This window comes from Hymenobacter aerilatus (genome assembly GCF_022921095.1).
In the GTDB taxonomy this organism is placed as follows: Bacteria; Bacteroidota; Bacteroidia; order Cytophagales; family Hymenobacteraceae; genus Hymenobacter; species Hymenobacter aerilatus.
Window position 1 is genome coordinate 1738044 of record NZ_CP095053.1, and the last position, 18092, is coordinate 1756135.

The following is an 18092-nucleotide window of genomic DNA, read 5'->3' on the forward strand; positions in this document are numbered from 1 at the left end:
ATATATGCTGCCAAACCAACTGATGCTTTAAGTGTGCAGATAAGGTTAGTGACCGAAGGGTAAAACCAGGATTGGCTTCGAACAATACTTGTTTGAGTACAGCTGGTCGAAGCCCTCAGGCCGCTGTGGCAGTTCCAGCCGCCCGGCCGTGCCCCGGATACCACGGTCGGGCACCTGCCCTTCGGCGGGCCGCTGCTGGTTGCGCACCAGGGCCGCCGCCGCTACCGACTGAAAGAAATACCCCACCACCTCAAACCCTGCCGCCCGAGCCGGTTCAATATAGGCTGCCCGCTCTGCGCGGGTAGGATTCGTATTATCTACGACGCATTGCATCTGCGTTTCCAGGCACAGTTGCAACAGCCGCCGCTCCCGATTGCGCGTGCGCAGCAGATCGAGGCTGATGCGCACGTGCGAGTGGAAGAATTGCTGCTGGTAGAACGTTGACTTACCTGTGGCCTGAATGCCGCAGAACACAATGAGTTGCATGAGTTAGAGACTAAACGGATAGCTGTGGCGTAGTCGGCACCTTGGCCGTACCCCTAGGCTTCAAGCCCCTGGCAGGTCGGTAGTTGCTACTCCGAATATTCCCGCAGTGCCGCTAGCAACGCCTCATTTTCTTGGGGCGTGCCCACCGTGAGCCGCAGCGTGCCAGCGCACCCGGGCTGGGTGGTACGGTTGCGTACTACGATGCCTTTGCCGAGCAAGTACTCATACACGGCCGTCGCATCGGGGCGGAAGCGGGCCAGCAGGAAGTTGGCATCGGAGGGAAACACCTCCTCCACAATGTCCAGGGTAGGGAGCTGCGCGGCCAGCCAATCACGGCCTTGTAGCAAATCTTGCTTCATCGCCTCGAAGCGCGGCGCGTCCTGCAAGGCGGCCAGTGCGTGCTGCTGCGTAGCTTCCGATATATTATAAGGAGGCTTAATTTTGTTGAGGTAGCCAATAATTTCCGGCGAAGCGAAGGCCATTCCCAAACGCAAACCAGCCAAGCCCCAAGCTTTAGAGAAAGTTTGCAACACCACCAGATTCGGAAACTCTGCCAGACGCGTGGTCCAGCTGGGGGCGGCTGCGAAGTCGGCGTAGGCCTCATCTACCACTACCAGGCCGCGGAAGCCGCGTAGCACTTGCTCGATGTCCGCGGCGCGGAGCAGGTTGCCGGTAGGATTGTTAGGCGAGCAGAGAAACACCAGCTTGGCATCGGAGGCCACGATGCCTTCGATTACTTCCGGCGAGAGCTGAAAGTCGGGTGTAAGGGGTAGGCGCTCCAGCGCCACATCGTTGAGGTTAGCAGCTACCTCATACATACCATAAGTAGGCGGCAGAATGAGGATGCGGTCCTGGCCAGGCGTGCAGGTGAGGCGCACCAACAGGTCGATGGCCTCGTCGGAGCCGTTGCCCAGGAAGATTTGTGCTGGCTCCACCCCTTTCAACTTTGCCAGTTCAGCTTTCACCTGGCGCTGCAACGGGTCGGGGTAGCGGTTGAAGCTGGCGGGGCCGGCCGAGCCAAGGCTGTTTTCGTTGGCGTCGAGCATTACCTGCGCCTCGCCCTGAAACTCGTCGCGGGCCGATGAGTAGGGCTTCATGGCGCGGATATTCGGACGAACCAGATTTTCTAAGTCAAACATAGTGGAGGGTATTAGTCGTGCTCAGCGGAGTCGAAGCATCTCTATCGTTCCGCTGCGCTCAGCATGACGTTCTTTTGTTTTACTTTTTCGCCAACGACTCCAGCCGCAGCGTCACGGCGCGGGCGTGGGCGCGCAGGCCTTCGGCTTCGGCCATCGTTTCCACAACGGGTCCTACCTGTTGCAGCCCCTGGGCAGTGATGCGCTGGAAGGTGATTTTTTTCAGGAACGAATCCAGCGACACGCCACTGTAGTTGCGGGCGTAGCCGTTGGTGGGTAGCGTGTGGTTAGTACCCGAAGCGTAGTCGCCGGCGGCTTCGGGCGTGAGGTGGCCCAGGAACACCGAACCGGCGCTGGTGACACCTTCCGCTAGCTGCTCGGCATTTTCCACCGATAGAATCAGGTGCTCGGGCGCGTATTGGTTCGAGAAAAACAGCATTTCCTCCGGCGTGCGCAGCAGAATGGCGCGGCTTTCCTGCAAGGCCTGGGCCGCTACCTCGCGGCGGGGCAGCTCGGCGAGTTGGCGCGTTACCTCGGCCGTTACCCGGGGTAGCAATTCCACCGAGTCGGTGAGCAGCAGCACCTGCGAGTCGGGGCCATGCTCGGCCTGGCTCAGCAAGTCGGCCGCCACGAAGGCGGGGTTAGCGGTACTATCGGCAATGACCAGTACCTCTGATGGCCCGGCGGGCATATCAATAGCCACGCCGTAGCGGGTAGCCAGCTGTTTGGCGGCCGTTACGTAACGGTTGCCGGGGCCGAAGATTTTATCTACGGCCGGCACGCTTTCGGTGCCGCCAGTGAGGGCGGCCACGGCCTGCGCCCCGCCCGCTTTAATAATAGTAGTGATGCCCAACAGCTGGGCCGTGAACAAAATCACCGGATTCACGGAGCCGTCTTTCTGCGGGGGCGTGCACAGCACCACCTCCGGGCACCCGGCCAGCCTCGCCGGCACGCCTAGCATCAGCAAGGTGCTGAACAGCGGCGCTGTGCCGCCCGGAATGTACAACCCTACCCGCTGCACCGGCACCGATTTGCGCCAGCACGTCACACCCGACATGGTTTCTACCGGTTCTTCCGTGTAGAATTGAGTAGCGTGAAATTTCTCCACGTTGGCGCGGGCCTGCCGGATGGCCTGCTGCAACTCGGCGGGCACTTGCGCCGCAGCCGCTTCCAGCTCGGCCCCGCTCACGCGTAGGTCGGTGAGCTGCACGCCATCGAAGGTAGCGGCATAGTGGCGTAGGGCCTCGTCGCCACGCTGGCGCACGTCGACAAAGATCTGCGCCACGCGCGCCTCTACCTCAGCGGCCTCGGCGGCGGCAGCCCGCTGTTGCAACGCTGGCCACTCGGCCGGCACGGGGTATTGAAAGGTTTGCATTTTCTAGTAGCTAATAGCTATTGGCTATTGGCTGCTAGCGGTTTCCTTCCTCTCAAAGAGAAGCTGACAGCTAGCAGCCAATAGCTTATGGCTCAAATCTAGGCTATCATCTTTTCAATCGGCAGCACAAGCAGGCCTTCGGCCCCAACGGCTTTGAGCTGGTCGGTGACGTGCCAGAAGTCGTCCTCGTTCACCACCGATTGTACCGACACCCAACCTTCTTCGGCCAGCTTAGTGACGGTAGGCGACTTGATGCCGGGCAGCAAGGCCTTCACTTGATCGAGCGCCTCGATGGGGGCGTTCAGGATAATGTACTTGTTGCGGCGGGCGCGACGTACGGCCTGCATGCGGAAGCGCAGTTGGTCGAGCAGCTCCTGCTTTTCGGCCGATAGCTGCTGGTTGGCAATCAGCACGGCCTCGGAGCGAAATACAGTTTCCACTTCGCGCAGGCCGTTGCCCAGCAAGGTAGAGCCGCTGCTCACGATGTCGCAAATAGCATCGGCCAGGCCAATGCTGGGGGCAATTTCCACCGACCCACTGATGGTGTGCAACTGGGCTTTCACACCTTCGCCGGCCAGGTAGCGGCCCAAGATTTCAGGGTAGGACGTGGCAATATTTTTTCCTTCCAGGTCGCCTACTCCTTTATAGTCGGCGCCGCGAGGCACAGCTAGGCTCAGGCGGCACTTGCTGAAGCCTAGCGTTTCCACTTCTAGAGCGGGGTAACCAGCTTCAACCAGCACGTTTTGCCCCACAATGCCCAGGTCAGCCACGCCGTCCTGCACGTAGCCGGGAATGTCGTCGTCGCGCAGGAACAGGATTTCGAGAGGGAAGTTGGTGGCTTCGGTTTTGAGCTTGTAGGTGCTGCTGAGGAAGGAGATACCGCACTCGCGAATCAGATTCAGGGAATCTTCGCTCAGGCGGCCCGACTTCTGAATGGCCAGACGAATCATGTTGGTAAGTAAAAAGTAAGGATTAAAAATTAAGATACTCCTGGCGGGTAGCGCTTAATCTTTACGTCGGTGGGAAGGAGGAAACGAGAAGGCGCCCCGGCGAAACTCGCCCATAGTGGGTAGGGCCGTCCTGTGGGAACGGCCGGGGAGCTGATACTGCAGATCTCCCAACGGGGCAATATGATTCGTGGATTCCTCTAGAAAGAGGAATGATGTTCGTGTGCATGATGATGCGCCGCGCGCAGCCGGCCGGCGGCCACAGGGGCGGCAGGGCAAAGGCAGAAGAGCGGGGTGGCAACAACGAACATAGAAAAAGCAACTAGTGGCACAAAAGTACACGCCCGATGGTAGGATGAAAATTTTTCAGGGAAAAAATTCAGCTATGCCAGATCTTTACACCCTAATTGTGCAAAAAACTCTCGTTTTGGCACTATTCTTTCGACAACGTTCGTTCCTGATCTGCTTCGCCTACCTCTTATAGTTTTTGCATGACTCTTCGCTCTCGCTGCCTGTTGCTGGCTTGTTTTGGTATATGGAGCGGCTCTGCCCTCGTCGGTGGCTCCGTTGCTTACGCCCAGCAGGCGCCTGCCGCTGATACTACCACACAAAAATCTGCTGGAACACCGGTACAGGCTCCGGCCGCTCTGGCATCCGCTACTACCGGACAACCCCAGCTTCCTCTTCCCCAGGCCAGCCCGCACGCCGTGATTGAGCAAACATTGGGACTGACGGACGTGACAGTGGATTATCACTCGCCTGCTGTTCGGAGCCGGGCCGTATGGGGTGGGCTGGTACCCTACAACCAGGTGTGGCGGGCGGGTGCCAACGAAAACACACTGATTACGTTTTCGCGCCCCGTGAAACTGAACGGCAAGGATGTGGCGGCGGGCCAGTACTCGCTGTATGTGTATCCGCGAGCTGATTCGGAATGGGACTTCATTCTGAACCGCGTGACCACGCACTGGGGTACCGAGAACTACGACCCCAAAGACGACGTGGTTCACGTACCCGTGCTGCCCGAAAAGGCAAACTTCCAGGAAACCTTGCTGTACTGGTTCTCGGAAGTGAAGCCTGCCAGCGGCCGCCTCAACCTTACCTGGGAACGGCGCACAATGAGTATGCTCATCGAAACCGACGTGCAAACGCAGGTGCTGGCCGGTATTGCCCAAACGCTCACCCAGCACCCCGGCAACTGGCAGCTGCTGGCCCAGGCCGCCGACTACCTCGTGCAGAACAACCTGCAACCAGAGCTAGCCCTGCGCTACATCAACGAGTCATTGCGCCTCAACGACGCCTACCTCAACAACTGGATCAAGGCCCGGCTGCTGGCTTCCCAGCAAGATTATACCACGGCGCTCATCTACACCCGCAAAGCCCTCAAGCTGGGCTCCAAGGACGATGATGATTTCAAAAATCAGCAAGCCACCATGCGCGTCGCCCTCACAGAGTGGCAGGCCAAGGCGTATTAGGAAAGGAAGTGTTGAATAGAAAAACGGCCTGTCATCCTGAGCTGCGCTCAGGATGACAGGCCGTTTTGACTTGCCATCTCTAAAACCGCCCAATCAGGCGCAAGTTTACTACCCGCTGCGAGAGATAATTGGCCACGGCGTAGGTGCGGCCGTTGATGTCCTGCACGTAGCTGTAGCCGGCCACATTATTGGCTTGCAGCACGTTGAGGATTTCTAAGCCGATCCACAGGCTTTGCAGCTGGCCAGGGTGACGGGCGGCTTCGTCGCCGGCGCGCACGGTCAGGACTTTGGAGAAGCCCAGGTCCACACGCTTATAAGAGCGCACCAGCGTGCTGGTGCCGCGGGCATCGGGGTTGTTGGGCGGGCTGAAGGGTAGGCCCGTGCCGAAGACCAGGTTCACGTAGCCTCGCACCGAAGGATTGTCGGGCAGATGGTCTTGGAAGAAAATACCCGCGTTCAGGCGCTGGTCGCTGGGGCGGCGGATGTAGCCCTTGGCCTCCCTACCCGTCACTTGGCCCTGGGCGTTGTACACGTTCATTGAGTCGCCGTCCAGGTTTTCGCGCGTCGTCAGCACGCCTAGGCTAAACCACGATTCGGCCCCGCGCACAAACTCGCCGCTGATGCGCGCATCCACCCCGGCGGCGTAGGCGCGGGCGTTGTTTTTGGCGAAGTAACGCAGGCGCAGGTTGTCCACGTCGTACGGCACCACGTCGGTCAGATACTTATAGTATACTTCGCCCGAAAAGCGAAACGGCCGGTCGAACTGCTGAAAGCGGATTTCGGTACCAGCAATGGCGTGCAACGATTTTTGCGCCCGCAGCTCGGGGTTGAGTTGAGCCTGAATCAGCAGCGCATCTTGCGGGGTAGCCTGCGTGCCTACCTGGTTGCGCAGCTCGCGGTAAAAGGGCGGCTGGGCATACAGGCCCACGGCCGCTTTGTACGACACATTCGGGTGACGGCGCGACACCTGTGCGTACTGCACCCGCGGACTTACCACCAGTTGCTGATTGATAGACCAATAGTGCGCTCGTACGCCCAGCGTCAGCGTACGGAGCGAGTCAATATCAAAGGTATTCTGCACGTAGCCCTGCGTGCGGTAGCTCTCCAGGTTCAGGTCCGACACTAGACGGGTGCGGCGATACTCGGGCACGTAATCGGCCGAGTCTACAAAATTGTATTCGTCGAGCTGGTCATCAATTCGCTCCCTACCCGTCTTCACCCCAAAGCGCACGGTGTGGCGAGAGGCAGGCGTCCATTGGCCGCGGGCTTCGAGTGTAAACACCTTCGCCAGCAGCGTGTTGCGGGAGTGGTCGAAGCGTGAGCCCACATCGCGCACGCGCACCTCGCGGTTGAAATCGGGGCCGGGGGCCCGGTTGATTTCGGAGAAGCGGTAGCTAGCCTCCACATCGCGGTACTCCAGCTCCCGGGACACAAACGCACCGGCCAGCAGCTCGCCCTGGAGGTGGTCGGTGAAGCGGTGACGCAGATTCAGGCCGCCCTGGTAGGTGTCGTACTGCATCCGCTCGCGGCCATCGTAGAAAATGGTGAGGCGCGTGAGCTGGTTGCCTTCCGTGTTGAAGGTGCTCTGGCCGCTCTCGGGCGTAAAGCGAAAATCGTTGTGGGCTGTTGTAGCCAATATACCCAGGGAGGTGCGGGATTCGTCGCCCACGGGGCCCAGGTTGGCATTCACGTACAGCTGGCCGTCGTAGAAGGTAGGGTTGTAACCGCCCTGCTGCTGGCGCAACGACTGCAGCACATAGCGGGCGTTTTTATAGCGCACCCCAGCCAGGTAGCTCACACGCTTATTGGGCGATGTAGCCTCCACATGGGCCGTACCGCCCACCAGGCTGGCCGAGCCAGAGGCGGCAAACTGCTGGGGCGTTTTGTACTGCGCGCTCAGCACCGAAGACAGCTTGTCGCCGTACTTGGGCTGCCAGCCGCCGGTCGAGAACTCCACCTTCTCCACCAGATCAGGGTTGATGAAACTGAGGCCCTCCTGCTGGGCAGCCGTTACTAGAAACGGCCGGTACACCTCGAAGCCGTTCACGTACACGAGGTTTTCCTCGTAGTTGCCGCCCCGCACCGAGTAAGTGCTGGTCAGTTCGTTGTTGGCCACCACGCCGGGTAGGGTGGTCAGAATCTTATTGAAGTCGCCGAAGGTGGAGGGCAGCTCTTTCACGGCCCGCGGGTCGAGGGGTGTGAGGCTGACCTGCTCGCGGGTATCGGACTGGTCGCGGCGGCCGCGCACGGTCACGTTGCCAATGGCGCGGGTATCAGCCTGTAGCGTAAGCTGGAGCGGCTGGGTGGTAGCAGCCGATAGTGGCACGCGCAGTGCCTGAAAGCCCAGGCTTCGCACCACCAGTACCGGAGCGGGCTCATTGGCCGGAAACGCCACTCGCAATCGAAAATAACCCTGCTCGTTGGTGCTGGTGCCGCCGGGCTGGCCTTCCACGCCTACCCCCACCTGGGGCAAGGGCTCACCCGTAGCATCACGGACAGTACCGCTGACAAGCTGCGAAGCCATTTGCTGCGCCACGGCGGCGGGCATGCCGCTTAGCCATAATACCGCTAGTATTCCCCAGAAAAAACACCTAGAACGGTCAGCGTGCGTCATCAACCCAGAATAAAAGGCGTAGCGAAACAGCCTTGTCTTAGCAACTCATATACCACAGCCAGACAAACCCTAAACTGTTTTCCGGCTTCGCTGCTAGTATTCCACTTCATCTACCTGCTGGCGCAGTTTGGCCAGGGTGCCCACCGGGTCGCCACCGCTGAATACGAAGCTACCGGCTACTAGCACATCGGCGCCAGCCTGCACCAGGGCGGCAGCGTTGTCGCTGCTCACGCCGCCGTCGATTTCAATGAGAGCTGGGGAGCCGCAGTCGACCAGCAGCTCTTTCAGAGCGGCTACTTTGCGCAGGGTGTTCGGGATAAACGTCTGGCCCCCGAAGCCGGGGTTCACGGACATCACCAGCACCATGTCCAGGTCGGGGGCAATGTCTTCGAGCAAACTCACGGGGGTAGCCGGGTTCAGAGCTACGCAGGCTTTACAGCCCAGCTTTTTGATCTGCTGCACCACCCGGTGCAGGTGCGGGCAAGCCTCGTAGTGCACCGTGATGCTGCTGGCACCCGCGTCGCGAATGGCATGCAGGTAGTCCTGCGGACTTTCGATCATCAGGTGCACGTCGAGCGGCTGCTTGGCGTAGCGGGCAATGGCCTCCAGCACGGGCACACCAAAGGAAATATTGGGCACAAAACGACCGTCCATCACGTCGCAGTGCAACCAATCGGCGGCGCTGTCGGCCAGGCGTTCTACTTCGGCTTGCAGGTTGGCAAAATCACTGGCCAGCAGCGAAGGCGCCAGCTGAGGTTTTGGACGAGTAGCATTCATAGGGCGAAGATAGTGGTGTGATGGTAAAATGGCGCGTTTGCCGTTCTGCTGGCGCTACCTGCCCAGTTTGCGCAAGTAGAACCAGCAGAACGGCAAACGCGCCATTTTACCATCACACCATTTCACTATCTCACTGCTTTTTCCAGGGCTGCCAGTCGATGTCGCCGTTTTCGCGCTTGCGCAGGAAGTAAGTTTGGTCGTCTTTCTGGGTTTTGCCGAAGGTCACGTCGCCGCGGCAATCGAGGCATTTCACGCTGGTGTACTTGAACTTGTCCTGGGCCACGCGGGAGGTGAGGTCCAGGTTGTCGGAGCCACACAGGCCGCAGGCGGGCACGTCGGGGAAACTGAGCCGGTCGTACTCAGCTACTACTTCATGAAAATTAGCGCCCTGCACGGTGAAGTGAAACTGCCGCCGACCAATGCGCTTGGTCACCATTAACTGTAACATCGAAAAAAAGTAAGGGATTAAAAAAGCAAGTGAAAGCCGGCGATAAGCCAGACTGTGGCAGCGTTACAGGCGAAGCAGGCGTACTGTATACAAGGGCTGCCCTACCCTACCCACCCGGCAGCTATACACGCCCGGCCGCAGTGCGGTAGTAGGCAGCTGCACGGTGGGCGCATTGGGCGCCGGCAACGTCAGCGCCGACACCAATGCCCCCCGCGCATCGTAGAGGCGCACCTCCAGCGGCTGTGCGCGCCATTCGGCAGGAAGTTGCAGGGTACACGTGGCCGCACCCGCTGGCACAGGGTTCGGATACAGGTGCACCAGATTTCCTACCCCCGCGACGGGGGCCGTGGGCAAGGGAATACCAGCGGCCACCTGCTGGGCCCGCCCAAAGTTGGGGATGCCGTAGCCTAATAAGTTATCGGGGGCAGTGGCCTGGGAAGCCGAACGTTGCAGGTAGTCAATCACCTCCTGGGCCGTGAGCGTGGGGTGCGCCTGCCAGAAGCCGGCCGCCAACCCCGCCGCAATGGGGCTGGCAAACGAGGTGCCGTTGCCGCGTCCAATGGCGCCGCTGGGATACACAAAGGCCGCCTGCTGGCCCATGGCACTCACGTTGGGTTTCAAACGACCATCGGCGGCAGGACCAATAGAGCTGAATCGGGCGCGCGTACCCAAGGAGTCCACCGCGCCTACTGTCAGGATGGAATCGGCGTCGGCGGGAGCTAAGAGATAGAGCCAACGGTTGTTGCCCTCGTTGCCGGCACTGTTTACCACCAGCATCCCTACCCGCGCCGCCACAGTAGCGGCCCGCGTGCTGAGTGCGGTTCGACCATCCAAGTCCGTGTACGCATAGTCGACGGAGGGCGCATCGAAGGTGTTGTAGCCCAGCGAGGAGTTGATGATATCAACGCCCAGCGAGTCTGCCCGCTCGGCGGCAATCAGCCAGTTAACTTCCTCCACGGGATGCTCCGAGGCTACCTCTTCCGTCACAAACAAATAGTACGTGGCCTGCGGAGCTGTACCAATAAACACGCCCGGCTGATTGCCAGCCAGGGTAGAAAGCACCAGCGTGCCGTGGTCGTCGTACTGGTACACGTTCTGGTCACGCCCCACGAAGTTGTACACGCTGGCCAGCCGATTTTGCTGATACAACGAGGCGAAGACTGAGCCCGTATTCACCCCCGGAAAGCCGCCATCGAATACGGCAATGTGCATGCCTTCACCCCGAAAGCCAGCGTCGTGCATCACGTCGGCCCCAATCTGGTGAGCCTGGGCGTAGGCGTTGCCGTAGTCGGCGCGGGTGCCGGCCGGGCGGGCTGCCACAGGAGCGCCTGCTTGCACAGGGAGCGGCGCACTTGTAGCGGCGCTCCGGTTGAGCGTGCGCGCACTGCGCACGCACGGCAGGGCCTGCACTACGGCCAGCACGGTAGAGTCGCACTCCACCACCACAGCGTTAAACCACCGCGAAGTGTACCACACCTTAGCGCCAGCCACAGCCTGCACCTGCGCCACGTAGGCAGGGTCTACGGGCAGGTCGCGGGGCAGCAGGGAAATATTCTGATGGGTGCGGCGCGCCAGGGACCGGGCCGTCAGGAAACGCTGGGGGGCGCTGAGGCTGTACGGCGTATTGGCTTTGTCGCGCAGATAAACCAAATGCTTGCGCACAGTGGGCGTGCCCGGCGGGCGAACCGGCAGCCCCGCCACCACCGTGCCTACCTTCCAAAGGGGTAGCCAAGCCAGAATACACAGCACGAAAAAGCGCATAAAATTAGCTTTTATTTCTGAGCCTAAGATACGGCTTTTAGGCCGTTTTTCTTATTTATTTAGACTTAAATAAAGCTTATTCTACTTTCTAAATCTTCATCAGACAAAGAAAAAGACCGACATTGCGGCCGGCCTTTACTATTTTTTTTAGCAAAACAGATATACTACCTACCTGGGTCTACAACTGCCCCAATTCCAGTAGCGTTTCCCGGCGCACCTGCCCACGGTACACATAGTTTTTGGAAGGAACGCAGTTGCCGGTACCGCAGTACACAAACCGCCGCCGTATCCGGGCGATGGGCCCCACGCCCTGGGCGTACACCTGCCGATACTTGGCCACGTTGTAGAGGCCGTCGTCGAGGGTGGTGCCGGTGGCGGTGTTTAGCTCGGTATCGGTGGTGGTCACGGTACGCTCGTAAGTGCGGCCGTTCACAGTATAGGCCTCGCCTACCTGCTGGTACTCCCGGTTCTGGGCCGTCACGGTATCCAGGGCATTGTAGGCGTCGCGGTTCCAGCTGTAGCCAATGCGGGTAGGAAACACCAGCTCCACGGTCCGGCGATTATTGCGAATCTGCTGCAAAGTGCGGTCGGTGGGCAGCAGCACCAACGTGCTGTCGTCCTGCCAGGCATCGGTGGCGGTGGCACGGCGCGAGCGAATGACATTGTAGGCTGTCTGCCCGCTGGCATCGGTGAAGGTGGCCGCTACCCGCTCCCGAAACTGAAACTGCTGCACGGTCAGCACGTTGTCGCGCCAGAGGCTATCGGTCACGGCGTAGGTGCGGTAGTTGCCCACCGCTACAGGGTAGTAATCATTCTCAGGCGCGGGCGTTTCATCGTTGCTTTCGGTGCAGGCTACGGCGGCCAGCGCCAGCGAGCCAACGACGAAAAATTGGCCTACTAATCGTGGATAGCGATGCGTCATACTATAAGTTGTGAGTCTTTGGTTGTTAGTTTCTAGTTAGAACGTCATTTCGACCGCAGAGGGAAATGACGTTCTAACTAGAAACTAACAACTTATAAAGCAGCCAACTCGGCTGGTATCGGCAGTTCGCCAATAACGTGCCGTTCTATCCAGCCGCCGCCTAGCACATCCTGCCCGTCGTAAAACACAGCGGCCTGACCAGGCGTGATGGCGTGCACAGCCTCCTCAAAGTATACCCGGATTTTGTCGCCTACCTGCTCCAGAAAGGCAGGGGCGCCGTCGTGGTTGTAGCGCACTTTGGTAACGCTGGGCACCAACCCGCGGCCTTCCAGAGAAGCAAATTTGCCCATGTTCAGCTTGCCGACCACAGTGGCAGTGCTGGCCAGGTCGTCGTAGTTGCCGAGCACTACCTGGTTGGTTTCAGGGTGAATTGCCGTAACGTAGGCCGGGAAACCCAGGGCCACGCCCAGCCCTTTACGTTGCCCAATAGTGTAGAAGGGGTAGCCCGCGTGCGTACCCACCACTGTGCCATCGCGCAGCACAAACTGCCCGCCGGCCACACGCTCTTCCAAGCCTGGCACGCGACGGCGCAGGAACCCGCGGTAGTCGTTATCGGGGATAAAGCAGATTTCGTAGCTCTCGGGCTTGTTTACCAGCTCCGTGAAGCCGCGGCGGCGCGCCTCGTCGTAAATCTCAGTTTTGCGCATGGCGCCCAATGGGAACAACGTGCGCGACAGGCTTTCTTGCGACACGCCCCACAGGGCATACGACTGGTCCTTGTTCTCATCCACCCCTTTGCTAATGACGTAACGCCCGTTTTCGTGGCGCACCTGGGCGTAGTGGCCGGTGGCGATAAACTCGCAGCCAAGCTGGTCGGCGCGGCGCAGCAGGGCATCCCACTTGATGTGGGTGTTGCAGAGCACACAGGGGTTGGGCGTGCGCCCGGCTAAGTATTCATCGGTGAAGTTGCTAATTACAAAATCCCCGAACTCGTCGCGGATGTCGATGATGTAGTGTGGGAAACCCAGCTCCACGGCAATCTGCCGAGCGTCGTTGATGCTGTCGAGGGAGCAGCAGCCGGTTTCTTTTTTGGAGCCGCCTGCCGAGGCGTAATCCCAGGTTTTCATGGTCATGCCGACCACCTCGTAGCCTTGCTCGTGCAGCAATACCGCCGCCACCGAGCTGTCGATGCCGCCGCTCATCGCGACCAGCACCCGTCCTTTCGTCGTGTTCATGGAGAGTAGAAAAACGCCCGGGAGTCCAAAGTTCCCGGCCGCCGCGCAAAGATACGAAATTGGGGGGTGGGGGCCTGCCTTTACCTGTCCTTCCGAGCAGAGCGCGGAATCTGAAAAACACTCGCGCAAGTATTATTCGCCGGATTCCGCACTGCGCTCGAAAGGACAACCGTACTTTTGACCAATCTTTGCACTTTCAACTGGCTGGTACTTGCGGGCCGGGCATCTGCCCAAAAAACCAGACCCCAAGGCCCCCAGACCTCAAGACCCTACCCTTCATGCTCCGTATTCCCGTTCTCGTTCGCGGCATCAACAACCTCTCCGACGCCCGCTATTGCGCTGGCATGGGCGCCGACGGCCTCATCTTCACCCTCGACCCTACCCTACCTAATGCTGTAACCCCCACCCTCATGAGTGAACTGGCCGGTTGGGTAGCGGGCGTGAAGCTGCTGGGCGAGTTCGACGCGCAACCTGTTTCAGAAATCAACCGGCTGGTGGAGGAATGTGGCCTTCAGGAAGTGTTGCTGCATCAGCTGCCCGCCACGCCGCTTTCGGTGGCCTCGTTGCTGACTGTGAATCTCGCTGATAGCCTAAGCAGCGCTCAGCGCGAGGAGATGGCGCAGCAGTATAGCACTATTTTTCCGGCCGGTGTTGGGATGGTGGTTGCGCTGGATTCGCCGGAGTTGGATCTTACCACTCAGCAGCAGCTGGCAGAAGCCGCCGCCCGTTTTCCGCTGTGGCTCAGCGGTGCTATCACACCCGACAACGTGCTTTCCTTGCTCGATACTGTGCAGCCTGCTGGCTTCATTCTTTCCGGCGGCGACGAAATTAAGCCGGGCCTGCGCGATTTTACGGAGTTGGAAGCAGTGTTTGAAGCATTAGAAGAATAAGCCCTATCCCATCACGGTGACAAGTCGCCAGAATGGATCGGCCAACTGCATGTTGCCTGTTACGTGCGCGTGCGCCGCGGCTTGCGCGGGCGGCAAGCTTTTGGTGAACAGACGCCATGCCGCTGCGCCTGCCAGCGTGATGGTCGTTGTGCTTTCACCCGGATACGCAGCAAGCAACTGCCACGCCTTTTCCGTTCGGTGCACGTAACAGGTTACCGCCCCCGGTTCGGTGATGGTCACCTGAATTACTGTGCCGGGGGGCGCTTCCACAGCGCGGTAGTGATGGGGCAGCGCTTGCAAACAGGTCAGCAAAAAAGGCTGGTACAGCTCCGGTTGCAAGAGCACATCGGTCTGCCCTACCGCCAGCCGGATTTGCTGCTGATGATGCCACTTCTCGGTATAGTCGCGGGCAATGTGAAACCGATTACTCGAGGTTTCTTCCCCGGTCCAAGCCACGGCAAAAGTCGCTGGCGCGTCCAGGTCAAGGCTGGTGAGGTAGGCAGTATAGTGCTGGCCGCTTAGCTCCAGCAGCCAGCGAATGACACTTGGACTCAGGCGCCGGCCAGCCGTTACCCATTCCACGTTCAGCCGATTCAGGTAGGTTACCACATCGTCGTAGGAAGGACTGGCCGGCCCAGCCATCCCAAAATACCCGTCGCGCAGCATGGAGAGCGTGCGCAGGTTCCCATCCAGCAAATGCAGGGCTACCGCTTGCACGTCCCACTGCGGTGCTACTGTGGGCCGCTGCCAGTCGGCGGGCTGTAATGACTGCAAAACCGCCAATAAGTGGACGTCTAAGATGGGAAACAGGTGGAGCGTATCCGGAACAAGAAGCAGCGCCATAACGAACGGAAGGGTCTTAGCTCACGGTAAACTGCACGTACTTAATCGGCACGCCCAGCGTGCGGTACTTGCGCTCGAAGGTAGTCTGGATGTCCTCAGCATGAGGTAGCAGTTCAGGCGTAGCGTACAGGTCCTTGGTGTGGGCCAGGATGGTAACGCCAGGTCGCTCGTGCAGCACCTCCAGTGTGTAGTCGAACAAGCCTTCGTTGTCGGTTTTGAGGTGGATGAGGCCGCTGGGCTGTAAGGCCTGCTGGTACAAATCCAGAAAGCGCGGCGAGGTGAGGCGGCGCTTGATGTCCCGGTCACGGGGGCGCGGGTCGGGGAAGGTAATCCAGATTTCGGCCAGCTCGCCGGGCGCGAAGTGCGTGAGCAGGTCGTGGGCACGGGTGCGCACAAAGCCCACGTTCGTGAGGCCCAACGCCTCGGCACGGGTGCTTCCCCGCCAAATTCGGTCGCCCTTGATATCGAGGCCCAGAAAGTTGCGCTCAGGGTAGCGTTCGGCCAGGCCCACCGTGTACTCGCCCTTGCCGCAGCCTACCTCCAGGGTAATGGGATGGTTGTTTTGAAAAAACGCTTCGTGCCAACGCCCACCCAATTGCTGATAGGTATCCTTGCCGGGCTCTACAATATCCGGACGGTTGGCATTCTCCGCAAAGCGGATGAGTTTAATTCGACTCACGGAATGGTGAAATAGTGAAGTTTTGAATGGTAACACGCCTGTCATCCTGAGCTTGCGAAGGACCTTCTCACGTGAGGATGAGTCGTTGATAAGCCTGTCGTTCACGCGTAAGAAGGTCTTTCGCGAGCTCAGAATGACAGACAGTTTTTATAAGAGTTCTTTTCTAAAGCTGTTGTAGGTCGTCTACTTCGGCTACTACAAAAGTACTACCCCCAATGTAGAGTACGTCTTCGGGTGTGGCAGCGGCGCGGGCTGCCTGCACCGCGGCGGCCACCGTGGGGTAGGCCGTGCCGTGCAGCCCTACCCCGGCTGCCTGAGCCGCCAGGGTCTCGGCCGGCAACGCCCGCGGGATGCTGGCTTGGCAGAAATAATAGGTAGCCTCCGGGGGCAGCAAGTGCAGCACGGGCGTCACGTCCTTGTCGTTTACCATCCCTAGCACGAGGTGCAATTGCTGATGCGGCACTTGGGCCAGCTGGTGCATGGTCAGGCGCAGGCCGGCTTCGTTGTGCGCCGTGTCGCAGATAGTGAGCGGCCGGCGGCCGATGATGGTCCAGCGACCGGCAAAACCCGTTCGGCGACTCACCTCACGCAGACCCGTGCGCAGGGCTTCCTCAGAAATCGTGAATCCTTGCTGTTGCAATTCCTCTATCGTCGCCAGCACGCCGGTTAGGTTCAGACGTTGGTAGTCACCCAGCAAGCCTAGCTCTAACTGAGCTAGGTAGGGCGCGTCGTGGCGCTGCACGTCTACGAGTTGAGTAGCCGCATCGGTGGCCGTAGTGCCAACCGGCTGCAACACCTGGTAGTGCTGGTCGGCAAAGAGCAACGGTGCTTGTTCTGCTTGGGCTTTCTGCTGAAACACTTCCACTACCTCCGGCTGAGTTTGGCTGATGATGGCTGGCACGCCGGACTTAATAATGCCGGCTTTCTCGGCGGCAATCAGCGGCAGCGTGTCGCCCAGCATGGCCTGGTGGTCGTAGCTGATGTTGGTGATAAGCGAGACCAGCGGCGTGATGATGTTGGTGGAGTCCAGCCGACCGCCTAGTCCTACCTCCACTACAGCAATATCTACCTGCTCCTCGGCAAAATACGAGTAAGCTAGGGCCACGCACATCTCAAAAAACGATGGCTGGATCTGTTCGAACAACGGCCGCCATTTCGCTACCCACTGCACCAGGTAGTCGGGCGCCAGCTCCTGCCCGTTGAGGCGGATACGCTCTGTAAACTCGCGCAAGTGCGGCGACGTGTAGAGCCCTACCCGGTAGCCTGCTGCTTGTAGCACAGCGGACAACATGTTGGAGCTACTCCCCTTGCCATTGGTACCAGCCACGTGCACGGCACGAAATTTTCGCTCCGGATGCCCCATTGCTTCGGCCAGCGCCTCGGTATTACCCAGCCCCTTTTTGAAGCCTGCTGCCCCTACCCGCTGGTACATGGGCAACTGTTGGTAAAGGTAGTCGAGGGTTTCACGGTACGTCATGTGCAGCGGGGGCTAGAAGGAAAACGCCGCCGACCGGAAACCCAGTCGGCGGCGTTGCAAAAGTAGCAGAAAGTGGCTCTACTGCACTGTAATCCGGAATGTAGCGAAACCTGTACCGCCACCTGAGCCAGCTGTAGTACGCCTGAATTCAGCGTTTTGCAAGGCATCCCGGCAGGCCTTTTCCTGTGCAGCCGATACGTTACCAGCCACTTTGACAATGGATTCAATCTCACCATCCGCATTCACTCTGATACGGAAACGCACAAACCCAGAGGCATTATCTACCGCAGGCGGGGAAGGCGTTCTTACGTAACCCCAGCCTCCCATTTCTAAACCACTACCACCACCACCGGGGCTGCTGCCACTACCACCGCTGCCGGGTTGACCGTAGAGCGCTTTGGCGTTGAGGGTACCGCGTGGGTCGCCCTGGTCGCCTACGCTGCCGGGCCGGTCGCCGTTGTTGTTGCCAGTGGGCGTGTTGCTGGTGCCATTCACACCGTTGCCGCCGCCCGAGGCACTACCGCGGGGCGTGTAGAGGGTGCGGGGTTTGGGGGCGGGCTTGGGCGGCGGCTCTTCCCGCACCACCTCGCGAGGTGGCTCGGAGGTAGGCCGAGGCGTAGCCCGAGTGACGGGCGGCACCGATACGGGACTTTCCTCGGCTTCGCTGGTCACTATTTTCTCCTGCACCGCTGGCTGGGGCGGGCTGGGTGGCGGCGTTACGGGCGCGGCCCGCGGCTGGGGCGACGGATTGTTGGCAGGCGGGCGGCTGTCTTCGCGGTTGCGCGAGTCGTTGGCCGTAGCCAGGCTCTGAATATCGCCCGAACCAGCCTCGTCGATACCGTAGTTCAATTCCACCCCATCGCCCCCAAATGTCAGCGGCGGATCGGGACCTTTGAATACAGTGAACACCAACACCACAGCCAGCACGCCATGAATAATCACGGCGCCCAGAAGGGCCTCGCGGCGGTGCTCTTCGCGGTGAGTTGCCATAGAGTGGGTGGTGAAATAGTGAGATGGTGAAATAGTGAGT

Annotated in this window: 16 protein-coding genes; 2 read left to right on the forward strand and 14 right to left on the reverse strand. The window is 59.7% G+C overall.

Annotated elements, in window-relative coordinates; all coding sequences use genetic code 11:
* Positions 1–45: 45 nt before the first annotated feature.
* The 4 genes from MUN82_RS07340 to hisG form a co-directional block, all read right to left on the reverse strand.
* A complete protein-coding gene (locus MUN82_RS07340; RefSeq protein WP_245096269.1) occupies positions 46–486 on the reverse strand; it encodes an ATP-binding protein in 441 nt (146 codons plus the stop codon).
* An 86-nt stretch (positions 487–572) separates the two neighbouring features.
* Positions 573–1625 carry a histidinol-phosphate transaminase gene (hisC, locus tag MUN82_RS07345; protein ID WP_245096271.1) on the reverse strand — a complete coding sequence of 351 codons (1053 nt, stop codon included), beginning with the start codon at positions 1623–1625 and terminating at the stop codon, positions 573–575.
* A 79-nt stretch (positions 1626–1704) separates the two neighbouring features.
* Positions 1705–2997 (reverse strand): histidinol dehydrogenase, encoded by a 1293-nt coding sequence (gene hisD, locus MUN82_RS07350; RefSeq protein ID WP_245096272.1) that lies wholly within the window; start codon positions 2995–2997, stop codon positions 1705–1707.
* Positions 2998–3095: 98 nt separating this feature from the next.
* Positions 3096–3947 carry an ATP phosphoribosyltransferase gene (gene hisG, locus MUN82_RS07355; protein ID WP_245096274.1) on the reverse strand — a complete coding sequence of 284 codons (852 nt, stop codon included), beginning with the start codon at positions 3945–3947 and terminating at the stop codon, positions 3096–3098.
* A gap of 488 nt (positions 3948–4435) precedes the next feature.
* Here hisG and MUN82_RS07360 point away from each other — a divergent pair, with 488 nt between their 5' ends.
* Entirely contained in the window at positions 4436–5416 is a 981-nt protein-coding gene (locus MUN82_RS07360; RefSeq protein WP_245096276.1) for a DUF2911 domain-containing protein, read from the forward strand.
* 79 nt (positions 5417–5495) lie between these two features.
* On the opposite strand, the gene MUN82_RS07365 is transcribed toward MUN82_RS07360, so the two are convergent.
* The 6 genes from MUN82_RS07365 to mnmA form a co-directional block, all read right to left on the reverse strand.
* A complete protein-coding gene (locus MUN82_RS07365; protein WP_245096278.1) occupies positions 5496–7964 on the reverse strand; it encodes a TonB-dependent receptor in 2469 nt (822 codons plus the stop codon).
* 159 nt (positions 7965–8123) lie between these two features.
* Positions 8124–8807, reverse strand: coding sequence for a ribulose-phosphate 3-epimerase (gene rpe, locus MUN82_RS07370; RefSeq protein ID WP_245096279.1), 684 nt, complete (start codon positions 8805–8807; stop codon positions 8124–8126).
* A 130-nt stretch (positions 8808–8937) separates the two neighbouring features.
* Complete coding sequence (locus MUN82_RS07375; RefSeq protein ID WP_245096280.1) at positions 8938–9255, reverse strand: hypothetical protein; 318 nt, start codon at positions 9253–9255, stop codon at positions 8938–8940.
* A 63-nt stretch (positions 9256–9318) separates the two neighbouring features.
* Positions 9319–11016, reverse strand: coding sequence for a S8 family peptidase (locus tag MUN82_RS07380; protein WP_245096282.1), 1698 nt, complete (start codon positions 11014–11016; stop codon positions 9319–9321).
* A gap of 178 nt (positions 11017–11194) precedes the next feature.
* The gene (locus tag MUN82_RS07385; RefSeq protein WP_245096284.1) at positions 11195–11938 is read right to left on the reverse strand and encodes a hypothetical protein; all 744 of its coding nucleotides are present in this window, start codon (positions 11936–11938) and stop codon (positions 11195–11197) included.
* Between the two features lie 92 nt (positions 11939–12030).
* A complete protein-coding gene (gene mnmA / locus MUN82_RS07390; RefSeq protein WP_245096286.1) occupies positions 12031–13173 on the reverse strand; it encodes a tRNA 2-thiouridine(34) synthase MnmA in 1143 nt (380 codons plus the stop codon).
* Between the two features lie 278 nt (positions 13174–13451).
* On the opposite strand from mnmA, the gene trpF reads away from it, so the two are divergent.
* Complete coding sequence (gene trpF, locus MUN82_RS07395) at positions 13452–14063, forward strand: phosphoribosylanthranilate isomerase (protein WP_245096287.1); 612 nt, start codon at positions 13452–13454, stop codon at positions 14061–14063.
* 3 nt (positions 14064–14066) lie between these two features.
* On the opposite strand, the gene MUN82_RS07400 is transcribed toward trpF, so the two are convergent.
* From MUN82_RS07400 to MUN82_RS07415, 4 genes are all read right to left on the reverse strand, one after another.
* Positions 14067–14906 (reverse strand): maleylpyruvate isomerase N-terminal domain-containing protein, encoded by an 840-nt coding sequence (locus tag MUN82_RS07400; protein WP_245096289.1) that lies wholly within the window; start codon positions 14904–14906, stop codon positions 14067–14069.
* A 16-nt stretch (positions 14907–14922) separates the two neighbouring features.
* A complete protein-coding gene (trmB, locus tag MUN82_RS07405; protein ID WP_245096291.1) occupies positions 14923–15585 on the reverse strand; it encodes a tRNA (guanosine(46)-N7)-methyltransferase TrmB in 663 nt (220 codons plus the stop codon).
* 163 nt (positions 15586–15748) lie between these two features.
* Positions 15749–17062, reverse strand: coding sequence for a bifunctional folylpolyglutamate synthase/dihydrofolate synthase (locus tag MUN82_RS07410; protein ID WP_245096293.1), 1314 nt, complete (start codon positions 17060–17062; stop codon positions 15749–15751).
* A 78-nt stretch (positions 17063–17140) separates the two neighbouring features.
* Positions 17141–18052 carry a hypothetical protein gene (locus tag MUN82_RS07415; RefSeq protein WP_245096294.1) on the reverse strand — a complete coding sequence of 304 codons (912 nt, stop codon included), beginning with the start codon at positions 18050–18052 and terminating at the stop codon, positions 17141–17143.
* Positions 18053–18092: the final 40 nt, after the last annotated feature.